This window comes from Shewanella sp. ISTPL2 (assembly GCF_013283205.1).
Lineage (GTDB): Bacteria > Pseudomonadota > Gammaproteobacteria > Enterobacterales > Shewanellaceae > Shewanella > Shewanella oncorhynchi.
The window spans coordinates 725557-747393 of the sequence record NZ_JAAPAV010000001.1 but is presented as its reverse complement, the minus strand read 5'-3'; the positions used below and the strand labels follow the sequence as shown (position 1 = coordinate 747393).

Annotated in this window: 16 protein-coding genes and 2 pseudogenes; 14 read left to right on the top strand and 4 right to left on the bottom strand. The window is 45.1% G+C overall.

From position 1 onward, the window contains the following. Positions 1–18 precede the first annotated feature (18 nt). From folC to purF, 4 genes are all read left to right on the top strand, one after another. Complete coding sequence (folC, locus tag HUB64_RS03400; protein WP_173244056.1) at positions 19–1290, top strand: bifunctional tetrahydrofolate synthase/dihydrofolate synthase; 1272 nt, start codon at positions 19–21, stop codon at positions 1288–1290. Further along, the gene (locus HUB64_RS03395; protein WP_028761031.1) at positions 1283–2056 is read left to right on the top strand and encodes an SPOR domain-containing protein; all 774 of its coding nucleotides are present in this window, start codon (positions 1283–1285) and stop codon (positions 2054–2056) included. The genes folC and HUB64_RS03395 overlap by 8 nt, the downstream gene beginning before the upstream one ends. Positions 2057–2171: 115 nt before the next feature. Beyond that, positions 2172–2660: a CvpA family protein gene (locus HUB64_RS03390; protein ID WP_028761030.1), complete on the top strand. Its 489-nt coding sequence runs from the start codon at positions 2172–2174 to the stop codon at positions 2658–2660. Positions 2661–2717: 57 nt separating this feature from the next. Then, complete coding sequence (gene purF, locus HUB64_RS03385; RefSeq protein WP_028761029.1) at positions 2718–4232, top strand: amidophosphoribosyltransferase; 1515 nt, start codon at positions 2718–2720, stop codon at positions 4230–4232. A 126-nt stretch (positions 4233–4358) separates the two neighbouring features. Here the strand turns inward: purF and HUB64_RS03380 are convergent, their stop codons facing one another. Then, positions 4359–5837: a sodium:alanine symporter family protein gene (locus tag HUB64_RS03380; RefSeq protein ID WP_173244059.1), complete on the bottom strand. Its 1479-nt coding sequence runs from the start codon at positions 5835–5837 to the stop codon at positions 4359–4361. Positions 5838–6104: 267 nt separating this feature from the next. Next, positions 6105–6392, bottom strand: coding sequence for a hypothetical protein (locus tag HUB64_RS03375; RefSeq protein WP_173244062.1), 288 nt, complete (start codon positions 6390–6392; stop codon positions 6105–6107). A 166-nt stretch (positions 6393–6558) separates the two neighbouring features. Here HUB64_RS03375 and HUB64_RS03370 point away from each other — a divergent pair, with 166 nt between their 5' ends. Then, positions 6559–8685: a DNA topoisomerase III gene (locus tag HUB64_RS03370; RefSeq protein ID WP_173496389.1), complete on the top strand. Its 2127-nt coding sequence runs from the start codon at positions 6559–6561 to the stop codon at positions 8683–8685. A gap of 248 nt (positions 8686–8933) precedes the next feature. Beyond that, positions 8934–10103: a porin gene (locus tag HUB64_RS03365; RefSeq protein ID WP_173244068.1), complete on the top strand. Its 1170-nt coding sequence runs from the start codon at positions 8934–8936 to the stop codon at positions 10101–10103. A gap of 115 nt (positions 10104–10218) precedes the next feature. Here HUB64_RS03365 and HUB64_RS03360 read toward each other — a convergent pair whose 3' ends face one another. Beyond that, positions 10219–11745, bottom strand: coding sequence for a sigma-54-dependent Fis family transcriptional regulator (locus HUB64_RS03360; protein WP_173244071.1), 1527 nt, complete (start codon positions 11743–11745; stop codon positions 10219–10221). 165 nt (positions 11746–11910) lie between these two features. On the opposite strand from HUB64_RS03360, the pseudogene HUB64_RS03355 reads away from it, so the two are divergent. The 3 genes and pseudogenes from HUB64_RS03355 to HUB64_RS03345 all read left to right on the top strand — a co-directional run. Then, a pseudogene (locus HUB64_RS03355) lies at positions 11911–13056 on the top strand (flavocytochrome c); the annotation flags it as partial. A 2-nt stretch (positions 13057–13058) separates the two neighbouring features. Then, positions 13059–14516: pseudogene (gene hutH, locus HUB64_RS03350) on the top strand (histidine ammonia-lyase); the annotation flags it as partial. A 42-nt stretch (positions 14517–14558) separates the two neighbouring features. Continuing rightward, a complete protein-coding gene (locus HUB64_RS03345) occupies positions 14559–14942 on the top strand; it encodes a cytochrome c3 family protein (RefSeq protein WP_173244080.1) in 384 nt (127 codons plus the stop codon). A 207-nt stretch (positions 14943–15149) separates the two neighbouring features. Here HUB64_RS03345 and HUB64_RS03340 read toward each other — a convergent pair whose 3' ends face one another. Further along, positions 15150–16439, bottom strand: coding sequence for an alpha/beta fold hydrolase (locus HUB64_RS03340; RefSeq protein ID WP_173244083.1), 1290 nt, complete (start codon positions 16437–16439; stop codon positions 15150–15152). A gap of 255 nt (positions 16440–16694) precedes the next feature. On the opposite strand from HUB64_RS03340, the gene HUB64_RS03335 reads away from it, so the two are divergent. From HUB64_RS03335 to HUB64_RS03315, 5 genes are all read left to right on the top strand, one after another. Further along, entirely contained in the window at positions 16695–17339 is a 645-nt protein-coding gene (locus HUB64_RS03335) for an MBL fold metallo-hydrolase (RefSeq protein WP_173244087.1), read from the top strand. Between the two features lie 145 nt (positions 17340–17484). Beyond that, positions 17485–19224: a methyl-accepting chemotaxis protein gene (locus tag HUB64_RS03330; protein ID WP_028761018.1), complete on the top strand. Its 1740-nt coding sequence runs from the start codon at positions 17485–17487 to the stop codon at positions 19222–19224. A 321-nt stretch (positions 19225–19545) separates the two neighbouring features. Then, positions 19546–20562 carry an XdhC family protein gene (locus HUB64_RS03325; RefSeq protein WP_028761017.1) on the top strand — a complete coding sequence of 339 codons (1017 nt, stop codon included), beginning with the start codon at positions 19546–19548 and terminating at the stop codon, positions 20560–20562. A gap of 35 nt (positions 20563–20597) precedes the next feature. Next, entirely contained in the window at positions 20598–21329 is a 732-nt protein-coding gene (locus tag HUB64_RS03320; RefSeq protein ID WP_173248602.1) for a nucleotidyltransferase family protein, read from the top strand. Positions 21330–21332: 3 nt separating this feature from the next. Beyond that, positions 21333–21836: a (2Fe-2S)-binding protein gene (locus HUB64_RS03315; RefSeq protein ID WP_028761015.1), complete on the top strand. Its 504-nt coding sequence runs from the start codon at positions 21333–21335 to the stop codon at positions 21834–21836. Position 21837 lies beyond the last annotated feature (1 nt).

The following is a 21837-nucleotide window of genomic DNA, read 5'->3' as shown; positions in this document are numbered from 1 at the left end:
ATACGAGGATATACGGACATGCTTACAGTACCAGCGTCAAATGCAGCATTGGAACAGTGGTTGGATTATTTGCTATCTATACATCCAACCGAAATCGATATGGGGTTAACCCGTGTCTCTAAGGTCGCGCAAACCCTTGGTCTTTTGGATTTAGGTCCAACCAAGATAGTGACAGTGGCGGGGACGAACGGCAAAGGTACCACCTGCGCCATGCTCGAAAATATTCTGCGCTTATCGGGTTTGACGGTGGGCGTATACAGTTCGCCACACATGCTGAAGTACAACGAGCGAGTGCGTATCAATGGTAGCGATGTCAGTGATAGCGATTTTGTTACGGCATTTGAGCAAATTGAAGCCGCGCGCGGCGATATTTCTCTGACATTTTTTGAATACGCTACGCTTGCAGGCTTGATACTCTTTAAAGCCGCTAAGCTTGACGTGGTTATCTTAGAAGTCGGTTTAGGTGGACGCTTAGATGCCACCAATATTATCGATGCCGACATTAGCGTACTGACGTCGGTCGATTTAGACCATGAAAGTTATCTCGGTAATACCCGTGAGCTTGTGGGCCGTGAAAAGGCGGGCATTTTCCGCCGTGGTAAACCTGCCATTGTCGGTGAACCCAACTTGCCACACACTGTCAATGATGTCGCCAATGAGGTTGGCGCCATCTTGTATCGCGTCGGTAACGAATTCAGTTATCAAGCCCATGGCAATCTGTGGGATTTTCAAGGTCAAGTGCTCAAACTGCACGATTTAGCGTTACCAACTTTGCCATTACCTAATGCGGCGACTGTATTGGCAGTGATTGAGCAGGGCTGGCCGGATATCACGCCTTCAATTATTGCTGAGGGTATTAGCACGGCTCGGTTAACGGGTCGATTAGAGCGGGTGAGTGAGCAGCCGTTAGTGTTACTCGATGTTGCCCATAATCCCCATGCGGCGCGGTTTTTGGTACAACAGTTAGCGCCAATCGTTGTGGGTAAGCGCGTGTTCGCCCTTTGCGGCATGCTGAAGGATAAAGATATTGCAGGTGTGTTGCCTGTGATCAATCCACTGATCGACACTTGGTATTTGGTCAGTCTGCACGGTGAGCGTGGCGCGAGTTCGGCCATGCTACGCAAAACATTAGCCACTGAGGCTGCTGCATTTGAGTTTGAGGACATATCTGAGGCTTGGTCTGCATTAAAAGCGCAAATTAACCCAGATGATGTGGTAATTGTGTTTGGCTCCTTTTACACTGTGGCAGGTTTTAAGTCTCAATTTATGCAGGAAGTCAGTTTTGTCTAGCCAGTTTCATAATCGTTTAGTCGGCACTGTGGTGCTGGTTGCGCTTGGGGTAATTTTTTTGCCGGATATTTTGGATGGCAAAAAAGATCGCCAAGAAGAGCAGTTTTCCGAAATTCCTTTGCGCCCGACCGTGATTGAGCAGCAAAAAGCCGACGATGATATGTTTGAAGTCTTGTCAGCCGAGGATGCTGCCGCGCTGAATGGGACTGAGGTCGCCTTAGCCGAAATGCCAGTTAATGCTGACAATGAAAAGTCTGCCGTTGCGCCAGTAATCGAAGTCGCAAAGCAAGATGTTAAGAAAGACGTTAAGCCTGATGTTAAAAAAGCAGAGCCTAAGCCTGAAACGAAACCTGAAGCTAAAAAAGAGCCGCCTAAAGCCACTGTAAAAACTGAGCCGGCTAAAAAAGCGGACGCTAAAGCGACTACTGTGGCTAAGGCTGAAAAGCCTAAAGCAGAAACGCCCAAAGCCAGTGCAGCCAAAGAGGATGCCGTTAAAGTGGTCAGCCGTGACAGCTTGAAAAGTGGCTTTACCTTGCAGCTTGGCAGTTTTAACAACGCAACGAATGTTAAAGCCTTGGTTGCACAGCTGCGTAAGAGTGGTTTTAAAGCGTACACTATTCCTGAAAACCCTAAAGATGGCGTATTAACTAAAGTGTTTGTCGGACCCGATGTGTCTGAGGCAAAGCTGAAGAAAGTACAAGTTGAGGTGGAAAACCTTACACGTCTCAAGGGCTGGATTGTTCCTTTTAATCCCTTAGAATCTTAATGGTGATACAACACTCGAGACTGAAAATGATTTATTTACCTCACTAGGGGTGAGAATCGTTTCAGTCTCTGGTAGAATCGCGCCGTCTTAAAGCCCATGTCGGAAAGCCATCTCAATGGTTTGGATTGATTACGCTATCATATTCGTCATCGGATTATCGACTCTTATCAGTCTGATCCGTGGATTTGCCAAAGAAGCCATGTCCTTAGTGGTATGGTTTGCGGCTTTCTTTGTTGCCAGCCAATTTTACCAAGATCTTGCCGTTCACTTAACACAAATGAACGATGAGATGCTGCGTAATGGCGTTTCTATTGCCATCCTCTTTATTACCACTTTGGTACTCGGTGCCTTAGTTAACTATATTCTCGGACAACTTGTTGTCAAAACCGGATTATCTGGCACTGACAGGCTTTTGGGCTTGTGCTTCGGTGCTATTCGAGGCGCGCTTATTGTGAGCGCCTTGTTGTTTTTCATGGATGCTTTTACAGGCTCTCCCAACTCCCAATGGTGGAAAGATTCTGTGCTAGTACCCGAATTTGGCGTTGTTATTCAATGGTTTTTTGACTATTTGGAAAATACCTCCAGCTTTGTACCCAAACTATAAGAAAGAAAATAAAATAATCCTAAGTGATAGAACATCTTACAATGAGGAAGCTTACCCATGTGTGGTATCGTCGGAATAGTTGGCCAATCATCGGTTAATCAGACCATTTATGATGCACTGACAGTGTTGCAGCACAGAGGTCAGGATGCGGCAGGTATTGTGACCATTGATCGTGGTGCTTTCAGACTACGTAAAGCCAATGGTTTGGTTAAAGACGTTTTTGAAGTCAAACATATGCAACGCCTACAAGGTAATGCTGGTATTGGCCATGTGCGTTATCCAACTGCGGGCAGTTCAAGCGCATCTGAAGCGCAGCCTTTCTATGTTAACTCGCCATTTGGGATCTCATTAGCCCATAACGGTAACTTAACCAACACAGTCGAATTAGCCGAAGGACTGATCAAAAAGCGTCGTCATGTTAACACCACTTCGGATTCTGAAGTCTTGTTAAACCTGTTGGCCGACGAACTGCAAAAAACCACGAGTTTAACCCTGACGTCGGAAGAAGTGTTCGATGCGGTCGCTAACGTACACCAACAAGCTCGTGGCGCCTACGCGGTTGTTGCCATGATTATTGGTCAAGGCTTAGTTGCGTTCCGTGACCCATTTGGTATTCGTCCTTTAGTATTAGGTAAGCACGAAACCGCCACTGGCACTGAATACATGGTGGCTTCTGAAAGCGTGGCACTCGATGCTGTTGGCTTTGAAGTGATGCGTGATGTGGCACCGGGTGAAGCGATTTATGTTTCAATTGACGGTCAGCTGTATACCCGTCAATGTGCAGCCGAGCCTAGCTATGCACCTTGTATCTTCGAATTCGTCTATTTTGCCCGTCCAGATTCGACGATCGACAAAGTGTCTGTATATGCAAGTCGCGTCAACATGGGCGCTAAGCTTGGCGAGAAGATTAAGAAAGAATGGTACGATCACGATATCGACGTGGTTATTCCTATTCCTGAAACCTCTTGTGATATCGCGCTGGAGATTGCCCGTTGCATGGACTTACCGTACCGCCAAGGTTTTGTGAAAAACCGTTATATTGGCCGTACCTTCATCATGCCTGGTCAACAGGAGCGTAAGAAGTCAGTGCGTCGTAAGTTGAATGCGATTAACACTGAGTTCAAAGGCAAAAATGTCTTGCTGGTGGACGACTCTATCGTTCGCGGTACGACCTCAGAGCAAATCATCGAAATGGCCCGTGAAGCAGGTGCTAAGAAAGTGTACTTTGCCTCTGCCGCACCGGAAATTCGTTTCCCGAACGTGTACGGTATTGACATGCCAACGTCGAATGAGCTTATTGCACACGGTCGTGATGCCGATGAAATCGCCAAGTTAATTGGTGCTGATGGCATTATTTTCCAAGACTTACCCGATTTAATTGAAGCGGTAAGAATGGAGAATCCTGCAATTAAACGTTTCGAAACGTCCGTATTTGATGGTCACTACATCACGAACGACGTTGACCAAGCGTATTTAGATCACTTGACGCAACTGCGTAATGATGATGCTAAAGCCGATCGAAATAAAGATATCGGCACTAACTTAGAGCTGCATAACGTCTGTCACCCATAAAGATTGTGGGTCATTCAGTATCGTAAATTTTGTGTTATTTTTGTTCTAAACGATACAAAAAAGCCAGTGAGAAATCACTGGCTTTTTAATGGCTTATATTTGCTTAACGGATCATCGTGATAACGTCTACGTATTTATGCGTTGTGTTGTTTCAGTCATTACATTTTCTTCAGCGTGTTTACGTTCAACCCAGTAATCCGCATTTTTAATACCCAGTTTTACCGGGTCAAAAAGTGGCTCTATGCCGAGTGCTTGCTGTGATTCATAATCTTTTAGGCAAGTGAATGCGGTTTTCCTTAATAGAATAATGGCAATAATATTGAGCCATGCCATGAGTCCAACACCAATGTCACCCATTCCCCAAGCCATATCAGCCGTTTTAACTGTGCCGTATACGGTTGAGCCAATGATCACGACTTTGAGAACGACCATGAACCAAGGATGATTTACTTTACGGTTGATATAGGCAATGTTGGTCTCGGCAATGTAGTAATAAGCCACTATGGTCGTAAAGGCGAAGAAGAAGAGTGCGATAGCCACAAAGATATTGCCAAATCCTGGCATCATACTTTCCATTGCCGTTTGTACGTAGCCTGGTCCTGCAGCGACTCCGGCAATGCCGGTATAGAGCGCCGCACCGTCTGGGCCCTGAACATTATACAGTCCTGTAATAAGCAGCATGAAACCAGTTGCAGAGCAAACGAATAAGGTGTCGATATACACAGAAAAAGCTTGAACTAACCCTTGTTTGGCTGGATGGCTTACCGCCGCTGCAGATGAGGCATGTGGCGCTGTACCTTGACCCGCTTCGTTGGAGTAAATACCCCGCTTTACCCCCCACATGATGGCTAAGCCTAAAATGGCACCAAAACCCGCATCAAAGCCAAAGGCACTTTTGATAATTAACCATAAAATACCCGGTAGCTGGCCAATATTTAGCGCTATGATGACACAAGCCACTATGATGTAACCCAGTGCCATAAAGGGGACGACGGCACTGGCAAAGTGAGCGATACGTTTTACACCGCCAAAAATGATAAAGCCAAGAAGCATAGCCAGTATGGCTGCAGTCACATTAGGATCTATGTTGAAAGCGGTTTTTAAACTTGAACCTATCGAGTTAGCTTGTACGCCCGGCAGCAGGATCCCGCAAGCAAATATGGTCGCAATTGCAAATACCCATGCATACCATTTCATGCCTAAGCCTTTTTCAATATAAAAAGCAGGCCCACCACGATACTCGCCATTGATTTTTTCTTTATAGACTTGACCTAAGGTAGATTCAACGAAGGCGGAGCTGGCACCGAGAAAGGCAACCATCCACATCCAAAATAAAGCGCCAGGACCACCAAAGGTGATTGCTGTGGCGACCCCTGCAATGTTACCTGTACCGACTCGACCCGCTAATGTCATCGCGAGTGCTTGAAAAGACGACACTCCCGCATCAGTACTCTTACCATCAAACATCAGGCGGATCATTTCTGGCAGATGGCGCAGCTGTAAAAATCGAGTGCGAAGGGAGAAATAGAGCCCGACACCTAGGCAAAGAAAAATAAGTGCAGGGCTCCAAATTACACTATTGATCGCGTTGACAATCTCATTCATAGACTCCGATTCCTTTATTGTGTTGTTTTAGCAGAGTTTTTAGGTTTACGGTTATTCAACAGATGTTGAGTTAGGACATTCACTTTTGATTAAGACATTTTTTGTAAATATCCAAGATACTCAACATAACTATTTTTTAGGGAGCTTCATAGTTAAAATGTTAAATATTTGAAATCAATGTGTTTTGAAATTGAGTTTTAGCATGGATAAATAGAGCAGAGGGGCGAGTTAACTCGAAATACGGTAGTGATTTATTATGAATGTCAGTTATCCCATTACCCAAAGTAGCATCCACACGCCGAATAAGCTGCTTAAGCTATGGCGCGTGATTTGATGGCTGAGTAATAGAGATAAACTCACAGCAATAGGAATGACGAGAATGAATCCCCATGCTAACGGCATATCGATGATTTTCATTTGTCCCAGCCAGGTACTGGTGAGCATGCTTAATGCGAGTAACATTAAGCTATGGAATATCAATAACTGATTGAATCTTAATATTAATGCTGGAGTTATTGTCATTGCTTGTCGCGCATTTATTGCAAATTGTCTCATAGTTACTCCTTAGTCATTTAATGTATCTTATGCCTTGTTGAGAATCATTCGCAATTAAATTTACACTTAAGCTTTGACATTTAAGCACGGTTTACTACAGAAATTTGCACTCAACAGGCGTTTGGGCTAAATTATACTGTAATTATATCCAGTGTTTGGTGTTTGTATGATCCTTTATATCGCAGAAAAACCTAGCCTAGGGCGGGCCATTGCCGATGTATTGCCTAAACCCCATAAAAAAGGCGATGGATTTATCGAAGCCGCCAATGGCGATTGTGTGTCTTGGTGTGTCGGTCACTTGCTCGAACAAGCAGAACCTGACGCCTATAATCCTGAATTTAAAGCATGGAAGTTTGAGCACCTACCAATAGTGCCAGACAAGTGGCAACTCAAACCTAAGGCCGCAACCCGCAGTCAACTCACAGTGCTAAAACGATTAGTCAAACAAGCCAACACCTTGGTTAATGCGGGCGATCCCGACCGTGAAGGGCAGTTACTCGTGGATGAAGTGATTGCCTATCTTGGCGTGACGGGGGACAAGCTACATCAAACTCAGCGTTTACTGATCAGTGACTTAAACCCACAAGCTGTAAAACGGGCGCTAACGCAGCTACGCAGCAATCGCGAGTTTATTCCTTTATCCACATCGGCATTAGCCCGCAGTCGTGCCGATTGGCTCTATGGCATGAATATGACCCGCGCGTACACCATCCAAGGTAAAAAGGTCGGTTATCAAGGCGTGTTATCCGTCGGCCGAGTACAAACGCCATTGCTTGGGCTAGTGGTGCGCCGTGATGAAGAGATTGCCCACTTTCAATCTAAACCTTTTTATGAAGTACTAGCGCATTTGGCGACCGAGAAGCAAGAAACCTTCAGCGCCAAGTGGCAACCTAGCGAAGCTTGTCAGCCCTATATGGATGAAGAAGGACGAGTGTTAGCGAGAGGGCTAGCGCAAAATGTGGTGAGTCGCATCAGTGATAAACCCGCCTTAGTCACTCAATTAGTGGCTAAGGACAAGAAACAGAATCCACCATTGCCCTACAGCTTATCCGCGTTGCAAATTGATGCGGCGAAACGGTTTGGCATGAGTGCTAAGGATGTGCTCGATACCTGCCAAAGTTTGTATGAACGTCATAAACTCATTACTTACCCACGCTCCGACAGTCGTTATTTACCCGTTGAGCAACATAACCTTGCGCCTTCGGTACTTAAGGCGATAAGTGACGGTGCTGCTGAGTTATTGCAAGGTGCTGATGCACCCGATCCCCGTCTTAAATCTAAAGCATGGGATGATAAAAAAGTGGACGCCCATCACGCAATCGTCCCCACAGAGAAGACGGCTAACTTATCTAGCTTGAGTCAGCGTGAGAGGCAGTTATATCTTCATGTTGCTCGCCAGTACTTAGCCCAGTTTTATCCGGCTTATTGTTACAGTGAAACCACAGTGCAAGTGACAATCGAGGGTGGCTTATTTAATACCAAGGCGCGTCAGGATAAATCCCTCGGCTGGAAGCAACTCTTTGCCCGCCAAGAGCCAAATGGCAGTAAGGCGAGTGGCAACAAGTCGACGGAAGAAAGCGCAGGTAAGGACGATGAGGAGAATGACGAGTTTATCGGCCAATTACCGCCTTTGAAATTGGGACAGGCTTTGCATTGTACTCGAGGCGAATTGTTGGAGAAAAATACTCAACCACCAAAGGCCTTTAACGATGCCACTTTACTCGGTGTTATGACGGGTATTAGCCGTTATGTGACCGATCCTGAGATCCGTAAAATTCTTAAAGAAACCGACGGATTAGGTACAGAGGCCACCCGTGCAGGTATTATCGAATTGCTGTTCAAACGCGGTTTTTTACAACGCTTAGGTAAATCTATTGTCTCGACAGACGTGGGGAAAGGATTGATTAACAGCTTGCCCGCGAGTGCGACTACGCCGGATATGACAGCGCTTTGGGAAGCGAGCTTGAACGGCATTTGCCATAAAGAAACCTCTTATCAAGCCTTTATGCAGCCACTGCTCGGCACCTTATCCACGCTTATCCAGAATGCAGGCGCACAACTGCCAACCGCGCTTAATGGTTTACAAGGCCAAGGTTATCGTAAAACGGCAAGTAATAAATCCGGTTATCGTAAGTCGTACTCTAAAAAATCAAGTTCAGCGAAAGGTATAGGTACAACAAAAAACGATGGTTCCAACAAATATGCTTCCCAAAAGACTAGTTCCAAAAGTTCGGTAACTCGATCAACCAGTCGTTCAGCTTCTAATAGCCGCAAATCTACAACAGCAGTGTAATGACACACTTGTTGCATATATGTCGTTATTGTCTTTTGATGTAATAACGACATTTAATTTATCTAACGGTATTTAACAACCGATAATCACGATATTTCGAGATTGCCTGATCCGTATCTAAAAAACACCTTGATTTTCAGCTTTTCCTCCCGGTGGCATATAACCTGCTTACTATTGATTGGGGAAAATAATATATCAAATAAATCATGTAATTATATGTGGTTTCGCTGAATTTAAAGGTAGATGAAATGAAAAAGACATTGCTCGCTTTGATGATCCCAAGCTTATTGTTAATGGGAACTGCTCAAGCCGTTGAGTTGTATAATGACCAAACTAACAGCGTTAACATGATAGGTTGGTTAGGTTTTGCCGCGTTAAATGATGGTCATGAAACTTCCGTTATAGATAATTTTTCTCGTGTTGGTTTTCGTTTCGACCGTCAAGAGAAAAATGGCTGGAGCTCCTTTGCCCATACGGAATGGGGTATCAATATGGTGACCAGTGATGACGGCCTTATATACACGCAAGGCCAAGGTGGCGGTCAGTTATCTGCATCTAAAAATTCAGATTTTTTATTCAATCGACTGGGTTATGTAGGGATGTCCCATGAGAAATGGGGAAAGATCAGTTTTGGTAAGCAATGGGGGGCTTACTATGATGTTGCTTACACAACCGATGTGCTCAATGCTTTTACGGGGTGGTCAGTGGGGGCCTATACCTTCGGTGACGGTGGTTTAACAGGGGCAGGACGTGCCGATGCTGCGCTGCAATATCGTAATACTTTTGGTAATCTACATGTCGCAGTGCAGTATGCCTCTAAACAAAATAGCGATGTTGCCTTGTATGATGGCAGTGGTGCTCCCTTGAAAGATGGTTCCGAATTGAGTTTCGAACCTAGCTACGGTGCAAGTGTAACTTACAACTTTACTGATAAATTTAAAGTGCTAGCGGGATTTAATCGTGGTGATTTTACCGGAAATCTTGCAGGCCAAGAGGTTGATAACACTAACCAAATTATTGGTATTGGCGCCCAATACGGTAGTTTCTATCAATATGCTCCAGGTCGTGATGCTGACGGTTTATACGTAGGTTTTAACGCCCATAAGAGTGAGCAAAACGAATTAGTGGGTGGAGATTTATATGATTCAACTGGAGCAGAGTTTATTGTTGCTTATCAGTATGATAATGGTTTCGTTCCAACTGTATTACTGACATATCAAGATCTTGATACCGATGTAGATACTGCGATCCAAGGAAAATGGACACGCCAATTTGCAGTGTTAGGTCTGCATTATCGCTATAGCCGCGACACAATTATGTACGTTGAGGCCAAAATAGATTTCAGCAGTATGGATGATAAAGCCTATGAAGATCTACAAGATAACAACTATGCGGTGGGAATCCGTTATTTCTTCTAGATCCTATGGTTATCATTAATTTTTCAACGGTCACTTATGTGACCTTTGTTATTTATGCACTTTGTTAACCGATGCTTTCTATTTTTGTTATAGCGCACTCGTTAGCCTTGAAAGATTACACAATCCCCAGTTTCTTCATTTTGCTACGCAGCGTATTAGCATTGATGTCCAATAACTCAGCCGCACCTCCTGGACCATAGAGTTTTCCACCTGTAATCCGCAGTGCATGACTAATGTATTTTCTGGTCATAACATCAAGGGGCACAAGTTTATCGCTCGCATAGTTTGGATCTATGATAACGGTTTGATTTGCTTGGGTCGTAATTTCCTCACCCTGATGTGGAGCAAGGAAGCCAAAATCTAACGGTCCCGAAGGTTGTTGTATTATCGCCCGTTCGAGCACGTTAATGAGTTCTCGGACATTTCCTGGCCAAGCGTATTGATTCAGAATATTCAATTGTTCCGGTGCAACTCTTGGCAATTGAGGCAGGTTGAACTTTGAACTCAGTTGCTCGATAAAATGCTGTACGAGTAAAGGAATGTCTGTACGTCTTTGTCTTAATGAAGGGATTTCAATAGGGAAAATAGCTAAGCGATACCAAAGATCTTCCCGAAACATTTCTCTGTGTACCATAGCTTGTAAATTTCTATGGGTGGCAGCCACTATACGAATATCAAGCTGTACAGCATCATGCCCACCTACACGGGTAATACTGCTATTTTGAAGTACACGGAGTAATCGAACCTGTGCGGATAGTGGTAGCTCACCAATTTCATCGAGGAAGATAGTGCCGCCATTGGCTTGTTCGAAGTAGCCAATTTTACGGGACTCAGCCCCAGTAAATGCCCCTTTTTCATAACCAAAGAGTTCGGAGTCAATCAAAGTATCTGGAATGGCACCGCAGTTGACCTTGATAAAGGGCTTATCTGAACGTTCAGAAAGTTCGTGAATAGCATTGGCTATTACTTCTTTTCCACACCCCGTTTCACCCAGCATTAGGACGGTCGTATTAATCTTGGCAATAGATTGCACTTGCTGCATGACGTGTTTCAAGCCTGAATTGGCTCCCACTACGCCATTCTGGACATCCAGTGTTCTGCGAAGACTCACATTCTGCTTTGAGAGTGCTTCATTTTCTTTAAGTAAATTACGTCCGCGTAGATTTAGTGCAGTGATCAAGGCTAATGCATGCATATGCGGAGCAATTAAATCAGCATGACGAGGGCGAAAAACGCCTGTCGTTTTGGCATAAAATCCGACTATCCCAAGGTGGGTATTTTCGATAGACATTCTCAAAATGATCAGCGAACGAATACCACTGATCACCTTAGGTGCAACTAAAGCTGTGATTGGGTCGTGCTCAATATCATTAACAATTCTCACGCGTGGGCGTTGAGGGTCATCTAAGCACTTAGCCAGTTCTTCAGGGATAGATATTTGCCTATCTAAGGTACATGATTGGTTAGCATTGACATGAGCTATAAATTGTATGTCATTAAATTGTTTGCGAAAAATATTAATAAATAGCCCATCAATAGGCAGTTCATCCCGAATAAACTCGAAGTAACTTTGCAGGGACTTTTCGAGTTGTAGGCTACTGAATAATCTCAGTGTCGATTCGTGATAAAAGTGTTTTTCCATTGATATTTCATGTTAATCATTAAGTATCGTGATTGTAGATCTTTATATTTCGTGATTCCGTGCCTCCAATCAAAGTTCCCCACTTAATTACCTCTTTTTAGGTGCTTGGCACAGCGCATGCACTTCCATGCTGACAAGTTCCAGCCATTATTGAAGGAAGTAAGCATGAGTAAAACTCAAGATATTGATACAGGCCGTCGGCAGTTGCTAAAAGGTGGGGCCGTGATGGCTGCTGGCTTTGGGGCTGCAATAGCCTTACCTGCAACAGCCAATTGTGGTGTTGCTCCTGAAGTATTTGATGAGATTGTGGATGTATTAGTTGTCGGCAGTGGCTTTGCTGGGATGTCTGCGGCATTACAAGCTAGAGAGGCTGGTGTGAGCGTTATGGTTGTGGACAAGATGCCAGTCTTTGGTGGTAATTCAACTATCAATGGCGGTGCCATGGCTGTGGCGGGCTCTGAGTTGCAAAAACAGGCTGGAATTAATGATTCTGTCGATGAAATGGTCGCCGATATGATGCGAGCAGGTCGGGGCATGAACGATGTTGAGATGTTAAAACTGGTGTGTAATGGCACGGCTGAATCCTGTCAGTGGTTGATTGAACATGGGGTTAAGTGGAAACCTTTTGTGCAGCATTTTGGTGGACACTCAATACAACGAGTCTTGCAAACCGTTGAAAGTTCAGGGGCAGGTATTATCAGACCGCTGATTAACGCCGCGAGAGATAAAGGCGTGGTGATGAGAAATCAGACCAAGCTCGAAAGCTTTGTGAAAGATCTCGATGGTCGCGTGATTGGGGTCGAAGTTCGTGAAGGTTTTTATTTCCCTAATGAGCGAACCGGTAAAATACGTCGCATAGGCGCGCGCCGTGGTGTTGTTATGGCAACGGGGGGCTTTGGTCGCGATATTGAATATCGCATGATGCAACTACCTGAGTTAAATAACGACTTAGATTCCACCAATCATGCTGGTGCAACTTCAGAAGCCCTAAAGCAAATGATGCTCTTAGGTGCTAACCCTATTCATTTAGACCAAATTCAACTCGGCCCATGGGCATCTCCCGATGAAAAAGGCTTTGGTACTGCATCCCAGTTCAACACGATTGCGACCTATCCCCACGGTATTGTGGTGGATGTGCGCACTGGTGAACGTTTTTTCAATGAACTTGCAGATCGTAAAGCGAGAGCTGACGCTATCATGACTCGCCGTGATGAACATGGTCAGCCTGTTTATCCTATTGGTTTCACTAATGCAGAAGGGGCTAGTAAGGCGCAAACCTTAGATTGGGGACTGAAATATAAGGTGATTAGTATAGTTTGTTGATGGAAGCTGCTCGTTTAGGTAAGCCTGTTTATGGTCTTACTGTGGGCGTTGGTTTGAACAAAGATCACAAGTTATTTGATGCCAATGGCAAGTTAAGTGATGAAGTGCTTGAGGCATCACGTAACTTTAACTACAGCACTTTTCGAGCTCATAGTGCAGGAGTCGGTGACGCTGCACCGATTCGGTTAACTCGATTAGCCTTGGCGGTACGCTTAAATACTATGCTCGCGGGACAAACAGGGGTGCAACCTGTTGTGGCTGAACTCTATGAGGCATACCTTAACAAAGGGTTAACGCCAGTCATCCCCGCCCACGGTACTGTAGGTGAAGCGGATATTTTGCTCTCATCCCATGTCGGGTTAGCTATGGTGGGTGAGTGGGAAGTATTCTACAAAGGACAACGTGTTAGCAGTAAAGATGCTATGGCGGATGCCGGAATTACACCACTTGTGCCTATGGGGAAAGATGCACTATCAATTCTGTCTAACAATTCGTTTTCAGTTGCTTATGCGATGCAAGGTTACCGTGAGGCCAAGCAATTACTCTCTATCTCGCCAACGCTATTTGGTTTAAGCCTTGAGGGATTAAATGGTAACGTGGCGCCATTTTTACCACAAACCAATGATATTCGTCCTTTCCCTTATATTAAAGCCAGCACAAGTGACATTCTAAAACAGTTAGATGGCAGTTATTTATGGCAGCTTAATGATGAACGTCCTTTGCAGGACCCTCTCAGTTACCGAACGACAGCATACACGTTAGCCAGTGCTGAACAAGCGTTAGCAGAATTGAATGATGTGGTAAATATTCAAATAAATCATTCGGATGATAACCCTGCAGTTATTGTTGGCGCATCGAATGAGTATGCGAAGTTTCCACAGGTTGCTAAGTATATTGTCGAAGGGCAAGGTGGTGTGTTCCCAACCACGAACTTTGAACCTTTGCCTGTTACACTGGCAGTACAAAACTTGAGCGTGGCGTTGACGCATGTATCCCATAACAGTGTCATGCGCACTATCCACTTATCCGATGATCACTTTACTAAACTGCCACGCTTTTTAAGTGCTCCAGGTAATAATGGCCATGCTTTTGGCGCGATTCAAAAAGCTTTTGTAGATATGCAGGTTCGTAATAAACAGTTGGCGACCCCAGTGTCATTTGATGGGATTTCAATTGCGGGGGGAATTGAAGATACTTTCACTAACCTGAAGCTTGCTGCGGACAATTTGATCCAGATTGTTGACAACACACGTGTGATCTACGGTTTAGAGTTGCTGCATTCAAGTCAAGCGATTGATTTACGTAAGTTGGCCACTCCAGATCTTCATTTAGGTAAAGCGACCGAAGCCATGTTCAAGGCTTACCGAGAAAAAGTGCCATTTGTTGCTCAAGATCGCCCATTCACGCCTGATATCCAAACTTCAACTGAATTTATCGCAAATTATTAATATGTTATGCGGGGCAGTATGCCCCGCTATAGGAAGAGTCTGATGTTAAAACCCTTATATACACTTTTACTTGGTTGCATGTTCATGCTGCCAATAACAACAAATGCGATGAATATTAAGGATTATCATAAGGATGTGATGACAAGTGAGAATGGTCAGGTCGACTGTACTGCCTGTCATGGTGATGTAAAGCGTAAGACCATACCTGATGCCGCAGTGTGCGCTAACTGCCATGGTTCTCCTCAGGATGTGGCTAAACTGACTAAGCGACCTGAAGACGCGGGGCATTCGGTCGAGCCCAATCCCCATGACAGTTTACATTACGGTTCTGATTTACCATGTACCTACTGTCATCAAGAACATAAAGAAAGCAAAGTTTATTGTAATCAATGTCATGAATTTACTTATCCTAAAATGAAGCGATAGTTTTAAGATTTTGTCACTTTGCTTTGTCGTCTATTTTATTGGGCAATGCACTCGCCGAAGGTGAGTGCATTTTTTGCAAAAAAAAGAGTAAACCAAAACGGTTTACTCATACGGAAATGGGTCGTTAAAGCTTGCCAAAATCACTCAACTGATGAGGAGCAGGCATATAATCTCAGCATTAACTTAATTAGCCCTTAAAGCTCATATTTATCTTAGGGTGTCGCCTCGGTTTAAGCTGATGAGCTTATCCAGTATGCGTTCTCCATCCATGCGGATGCCGTTATGTTCATATTCTGATGTTAACCAATACTTTAGCCTGCCAACTTGTTTTGTGGTTTCTAAACTGTATTGCATCTCTACAAACATATCTTCACTGTAAATGGCCGCTGCAACAGGGACTCGGTTTTGTGCCAGTTGCTCTAGATTGTAAAGTGTTGGCCAATCTGATTTATGGGCAAGGATTTCTGCCGCGGCTTTAAGCGGCACTAAGTGACTAAATTGGTCAAACATCCATGGGTATATCATCTCACCTGTGAATAAAAACGGTTTACCTTGTTGATAGTTAAAGACGGGGAATTGCTGTCTAACCCTGTGTGCCGACCATTGTGAAGCCGAGTGTTGACAGTAGATGGCTTCATGCAACAGGGCAAAAATAGGGTTAGTGTTGTAATCGAGCATTTGACCGAAATGATTTAAAAATAACGGGTTAACGACTGTCCCTGAAGCCGTGTTGATCAAGGCTTGTTCAAGCAAATAATAAACCGATTCAGGCCCTTGCTCCATTCCAATATTAATACCCAGCAGTTGCAACATTTCAACCGTGAGGCGTTCACCCGTTGCCAAATACACTTCATTTTCAAGCAAATGTTTTGCTAAGCGAGTGACGAGATGTTGAGCATCGTGGAAGCGTTGGAAAAATTGTTTATTCTTCGCCAGTACGCGTTGATAAGTCGCAAGATAGACGTCGTCGCTGCTACGGGTTAATGATGGTATGCCACCCGTAATATAGGCTTCGCTGACGCCTTGAGGGGCGGCGCTTAAATAATGTAACACGCAAAATCCCCCGAAACTTTGGCCGAGAATCGCCCACTTATCGGCGGGACAAAGCTGGGCACGAATCGTTTCGGCATCACGAATGATATTGTCAGCCCTGAAATGGCTTAGGTAATCCGCTTGAGCTGCGGGATCTAAATGTTGCAGGCTTTGGTAATTAATCGGTGTTGATAAGCCTGTACCACGTTGATCGAGTAATAACACTCGATATTCTTTTAATGCGCGGCGGATCCAGCCGCTGTTGCTGGCGGGACGCATGGCCGCAAATCCAGGGCCGCCTTGAAAAAATACGATATAAGGTAGTTTTTTATCTTTGTTTTCTGGGCTACAGAGTTCTCTGGCAAACACTTGGATTTGCTCTGCAATTGGATTTTGATAGTTGAGGGGTAAGGTAAAAGTGTGTTTCTTCGCCAGCACTCCGGCGAGAATAATATCGGGTTTCATCAAACAACCTTAATGGCAGAGGATCATGTTATTGTGATTGGCAGATTGTATACCCAAATAAGCTGAAGATGCAGCAACCTAGGCTACCTGAAACGCGTATCTTCAGCTAACTTGGGTATAGACAAAATAGTTTATGTCGTAAGCTAGGATTATTTGATTAGCTTTTGGTGAAGATCAATTTTTTGGATACAAATTTGAGCCATGATGAGTTTCTTAGCGTAATCTATCGCTTATGGATAACACGAGATTGAAGCTATGAAGTATCAGATTATTCCAGTGACACCTTTTCAGCAAAATTGCAGCTTGATCTGGTGTGAAAAAACCAAGTGTGCTGCGGTCGTGGATCCCGGCGGGAATATTGACAGGATCCAAAACGAAGTGGCGAAACTTGGACTCGTCCTCGAAAAAATCCTCCTTACCCATGGGCATATCGATCATGTCGGTGGTGCACAAGCCTTAGCGAAAGCCGCCAATGTGCCGATTATTGGCCCGCATATTGCCGATAAATTCTGGATTGATAACTTACCTAAGCAAAGCCAAAATTTTGGTTTTCCCCATTGCGATGCCTTTGAACCGGATCAATATCTGCAGGATGGCGATATTGTTAAAGTGGGCGAGCAAAGTTTATCTGTGCTGCATTGCCCTGGGCATACGCCGGGACACATTGCACTTTTCTCTGCCCAATCTAAGTTGGCGTGGGTGGGGGATATTTTGTTTCGAAGTTCTATCGGCCGCACCGATTTCCCCCAATCAAATCATCAGGATTTAATTCACTCGATCACCGAAAAACTGTGGCCCTTAGGCGCCGAGGTTGAATTTATTCCTGGGCATGGTCCTATGTCGACTTTTGGTGAAGAGCGCGAGCATAACCCCTTTGTCGCGGACCAACTTTTACTGTAATTGAGACGCCATTCAGCATTGCTTGATTTGTGAGCGATAATCACTCGCAAATCAAATGATTATTTCAGCTAATAAACCAACCTTTTTTATGTTTTCTGTTTTTCCTTCTAGACTTAAAGCAGTTCTTCCGTCTACTGGGGTAAGTATGAAAACAAAAACAATGATGAGCGTGGTCTTTTCGACCATAGTCGCGAGTGCCGTGATTTCTGCGGTATTGAGCTTCAATGTTAAGTCTAAAATCGATCTCTTTAATGATGCGGCTAGCGTCCGATATCAGTCCTATCAAGTTGCCGATGAGTTAAGACAAAGTTCCGATGACCTAACGCGTCTCGCTCGAACTTACGCTGTTACGGGTGATGAAAAATACGAAAAAATGTATATGGATATTTTGGCTATCCGTAATGGTGAGAAGTCTAGACCTGAAAAATATCACCAGATTTACTGGGATTTGGTGTTGAGTTATGGCGATAAGCCAAAGCCCGACGGTGCTAGCATTGCGATAAACACGCAAATGAAGTCCCTCGGTTTTTCTGATGAAGAATTCCGTTACCTTGAACAAGCTCAGCAAAACTCAGATGCGTTAGTCGCCCTCGAAGTGAAAGCCATGAATGCCGTCAAAGGTATTTTTATGGACCCCAACACCCAAACTTACACGATCAAAGGTGAGCCTAACTTAACTATGGCGAGGGAGTTATTACATAGCGACCAATACCACAGAGAAAAAGCTAAGATCATGCAGCCGATTGATGAGTTTTTTACAGCATTGGATAAACGTACCGATGGTGATGTGAATAACCGACTCGACTCCCTGCATGCTGCATTAAACTGGTCCCAACTGGTGTTATTTATCGTGATTTTAGCCGCCGTTGGCGGATTTATTATCGTTAAAAGCAGGATTGTGACTCCCTTAGTGCAGACCTGTGTTGAATTGCTCGATATTCAGCGCTCTAAAAATCTTGCGCGGCGGATCTCTGTTACGACTCAGGGGGAAATTGGCGAAATCGTTAATCAAATCAACTTGTTTATATCCTCCCTTGCCAGTTCATTATCGACGACGGATGGCATTGCAAAAGAGGTGGCTGATTTAGCTAAGCAAACTAAAGCATCAATTCAAATTTCGCGTGAAAGCTCAAATCGGGTGGCGAGAGAACTGGATGCCAGCGCCAGTGCGATGGAAGAAATGACCACGACCTTAGTGCATGTGAGTGAGAGCACTTCGAATGCTGAAAGCCGCGCCGCCGAAAATGAAACGCATGTCACTGTAGGTAAACAGACAGTATCGGAAGCGTTGAAAGCCATGTCGGTATTAGAAACTGAGTTTAGGAATACTCAAGACTCTATGTCACATCTAGTGAACGAAAGTACCCAAGTCAGCAATGTGTTGAGTGTGATTAAGGCAATTGCTGAGCAAACGAATTTGCTGGCACTGAATGCCGCGATTGAAGCCGCACGGGCCGGTGAGCAAGGACGAGGCTTCGCTGTGGTAGCTGATGAGGTTCGATCATTAGCCCAGCGCACTCAAGATTCCACCAAGGAAATCGATGATATTGTCGCAAGCCTTCAAAGCCGTACCAATCAAGTGGGTACATCTGTGACTCAAGCGGCGACGCTAATGCAAAAGGCAGGGGTAGAACTGCAACGTATCGTGGCAGTATTTGAGGATATTCGCCATAGTACGGAAGCGATTCATGGGATCAATACTCAGGTTGCCGCTTCAACCGAAGAACAATCCTTGGTTTCTAAAGAAATCGCTTCGAGCATGATGGTGATCCGCGATAATTCCCGTGAAGTATCACAGATTATCGAACAGATTGAATCGACATCCATTAGTCTAGACAACCAATCCCAGATACTGCGCACTAAGGCGGGCGAATACCAGTTTTAGATGAAATGTGGTTGATTCGCGAACAAACGCCACTCAGACATGGACGTCAATTCTTCCTCTTTAACTTCCCCTGAACATATTTTATGCTTCAACACTTTTTGAAATCTATTACTCCTTTCAATACGCACACGCCTTTGCTAACTTGGTTGTCCATATGTTTAATGCGAGCGTTTGACGAAGCGGTTTTATTTGCTGATAAAACTTGCGTCAAGCTTTGATGACAAATAGACGTCGATAGCTGCGTTATTAACAGTGATAGTTTCAATAGCGATAAGCGCATTAAATTTTTTAAATCTCCCTAACCCAATGGAGTCCTTGCGGATGGATCACCAAATCGAAGATTTACTAGAGCATTGGCTACCGCTGGCAGATGACGCTTGGGTGCTTGCGGTGATCACCCAAATTCAAGGTTCGGCCTATCGTAAACCCGGTGCCATGATGTTGTTCCATGAGTTTGGTCAAGGCGTAGGTATGTTAAGTGGCGGCTGTTTAGAAGCCGATTTACGCCGTCATGCTCAAAATGCCATGCAGACTAAGCAAGTCATGTGCGTCACCTATGATGCAAGCGATGAGTCCGATGCCAGCTATCGACTCGGTTGTGGTGGCATAGTAGATATCATGTTGATCCCTCTGCTAAAAGAGAATCATGATCTTGGCTTAGTTGAGCTAGTGCAGGCATTTCGCCACGGTCGGTCGGGTTTTTACCAATTGCCTTTAGTCAAAGCGGGGACGGATGCACGCCAGTATCACGCTGCGTTTTATTCTGAGGAGTTGACGCCATTCCCCGCCAGCGATTTTGTACGCACGGGCGTTTTCACCCAAGACGCGGGAGAATCACTGATTATTCCCTTGAGACCAAGATTCCATCTTGGGATCTTTGGCGGTGGTATCGATGCTAAGCCCGTTGCCGCCATGGCCCACACTTTAGGTTGGCAAGTGACTGTTTTCGATGGTCGTACCGCCTATGCCAGAGCGGCGGATTTCCCCCATGCCCATATAGTGAAACTGACCGCGGGGGAATTAACCGCGAATCATATCGCTCAATTGGATTGCGCCGTGGTGATGAACCATAACTTGGGCTTAGATGCTGCGGCATTAAAGGTTATTCAAGCGCATCCGCTAGCCTATATCGCCTTGCTTGGTCCCGCCCATCGACGGGATAAAGTGCTTGGAATGGCAGGGCTCAGTACTGAATCTTTTTCTGGGGTATTTTCTGCTCCCGCAGGGCTTGCCCTTGGCGGCGAGTTACCGAGTGCCGTGGCGTTAAGTATTTTGGCCCAGTGCCACGGCGTGCTCCATGGCGCAACCTTAAAACATCTCGATGAGATAATGCGTTGATGACATTGCCGCCAGTACAAAAGCCTTCTGTACTAATGTCTACAGCGCCAAAGTCGGCAGCGCTAACGTTGACAGAGAAAACGCCACTTTCATCCAAGCGCCTGCTGATTGTGGTACTTGCGGCGGGTGAGAGTAAGCGCTTTGATGGGGTAAAGTTAGCGCAACTTCTACCATCACATAGCGCTACGGAAATTCGCGAACAAACCATCATTAACACTCATGTTGAGCGTTTACAGCAGCTTAGTTGCCAAGATTTAGGTTTGGATCGCAAAGACACTCATTCGCTCCAGCATACGCCTTTGTTAATCATACTCGGTGCTCATCAGTACATATTGCAGCCATTATTAGTCGAGCTTCATTCCCGCCAACCCTTTGATATTTTAGTTAATCCACAGTGGCAAACAGGCTTGGCATCCTCAGTGAGTTTGGCGGCAAGCTATGCCAAAGAGCAGGGCTTTGATGCCATGCTGCTGACATTGGCAGACCAAGTGGCCTTGAGTGCAGACGATTATCGACAACTGATTTGGACATGGCATGAAACCGGTAAAGACGTTGCCGCCCATTATTTGGATGATTTAGGCGTACCAGCTATTTTTAATGCCTCTACATTACCGCAGTTCACTCACTTGAGTGGTGATCGCGGGGCGAAATCGATTCTAAAACAACAAGCACAGCGGGGAGCGTTAGTCGCTATAACACTACCCCGCGCCGCAATTGATATTGATACCCAAGCCGATCTTGCGTCGTGGTTGGCACTTAAGGAGTGAGTTATGGCAGAAGTATTATCAACCACTGCAGTTATCAAGGAAGCCAGTACCGCCGCTTCCACCCAAACACTTTTCATCAACGGTAAATCATTTACCTTAGATGCCGATCCTAAAATGCCAATCCTGTGGGCGTTACGGGATATTTTAGGGCTCACGGGCACTAAATATGGTTGTGGTGCAGGGCTATGCGGTGCTTGCACTGTGCATTTAGACGGCCAACCTGTGCGCGCCTGTTTAACCAGTTTGGGGCAGGCACAAGGAAAACGTCTGACAACAATTGAAGGGCTGGATAATCAAAAGCTTAAAAATGCATGGGCCGAACATAACGTGCCCCAGTGCGGCTATTGCCAAGCGGGACAACTGATGTCGGCTGCGGCGTTAGTGGCGCAGCATCCGAAACCTTCTGAAGCACAAATCAACTCGGCCATGTCGGGTAATATCTGCCGCTGCGGCACCTATCCTAGGATCAAAGCCGCACTGCAAAACTATGCCAAACAGGAGGGCTAAT

Excerpts from the sequence above, each read along its gene's own strand:
- HUB64_RS03365 (WP_173244068.1), top strand. The coding sequence starts at position 8,934 with ATGAAAAAGACATTGCTCGCTTTGATGATCCCAAGCTTATTGTTAATG.
- HUB64_RS03360 (WP_173244071.1), bottom strand. The coding sequence starts at position 11,745 with ATGGAAAAACACTTTTATCACGAATCGACACTGAGATTATTCAGTAGC.
- HUB64_RS03345 (WP_173244080.1), top strand. The coding sequence starts at position 14,559 with ATGTTAAAACCCTTATATACACTTTTACTTGGTTGCATGTTCATGCTG.
- HUB64_RS03320 (WP_173248602.1), top strand. The coding sequence starts at position 20,598 with ATGTCTACAGCGCCAAAGTCGGCAGCGCTAACGTTGACAGAGAAAACG.
- HUB64_RS03330 (WP_028761018.1), top strand. The coding sequence starts at position 17,485 with ATGAAAACAAAAACAATGATGAGCGTGGTCTTTTCGACCATAGTCGCG.
- purF (WP_028761029.1), top strand. The coding sequence starts at position 2,718 with ATGTGTGGTATCGTCGGAATAGTTGGCCAATCATCGGTTAATCAGACC.
- HUB64_RS03340 (WP_173244083.1), bottom strand. The coding sequence starts at position 16,439 with ATGAAACCCGATATTATTCTCGCCGGAGTGCTGGCGAAGAAACACACT.
- folC (WP_173244056.1), top strand. The coding sequence starts at position 19 with ATGCTTACAGTACCAGCGTCAAATGCAGCATTGGAACAGTGGTTGGAT.
- HUB64_RS03390 (WP_028761030.1), top strand. The coding sequence starts at position 2,172 with ATGGTTTGGATTGATTACGCTATCATATTCGTCATCGGATTATCGACT.
- HUB64_RS03335 (WP_173244087.1), top strand. The coding sequence starts at position 16,695 with ATGAAGTATCAGATTATTCCAGTGACACCTTTTCAGCAAAATTGCAGC.
- HUB64_RS03315 (WP_028761015.1), top strand. The coding sequence starts at position 21,333 with ATGGCAGAAGTATTATCAACCACTGCAGTTATCAAGGAAGCCAGTACC.
- HUB64_RS03370 (WP_173496389.1), top strand. The coding sequence starts at position 6,559 with ATGATCCTTTATATCGCAGAAAAACCTAGCCTAGGGCGGGCCATTGCC.
- HUB64_RS03375 (WP_173244062.1), bottom strand. The coding sequence starts at position 6,392 with ATGAGACAATTTGCAATAAATGCGCGACAAGCAATGACAATAACTCCA.
- HUB64_RS03325 (WP_028761017.1), top strand. The coding sequence starts at position 19,546 with ATGGATCACCAAATCGAAGATTTACTAGAGCATTGGCTACCGCTGGCA.
- HUB64_RS03380 (WP_173244059.1), bottom strand. The coding sequence starts at position 5,837 with ATGAATGAGATTGTCAACGCGATCAATAGTGTAATTTGGAGCCCTGCA.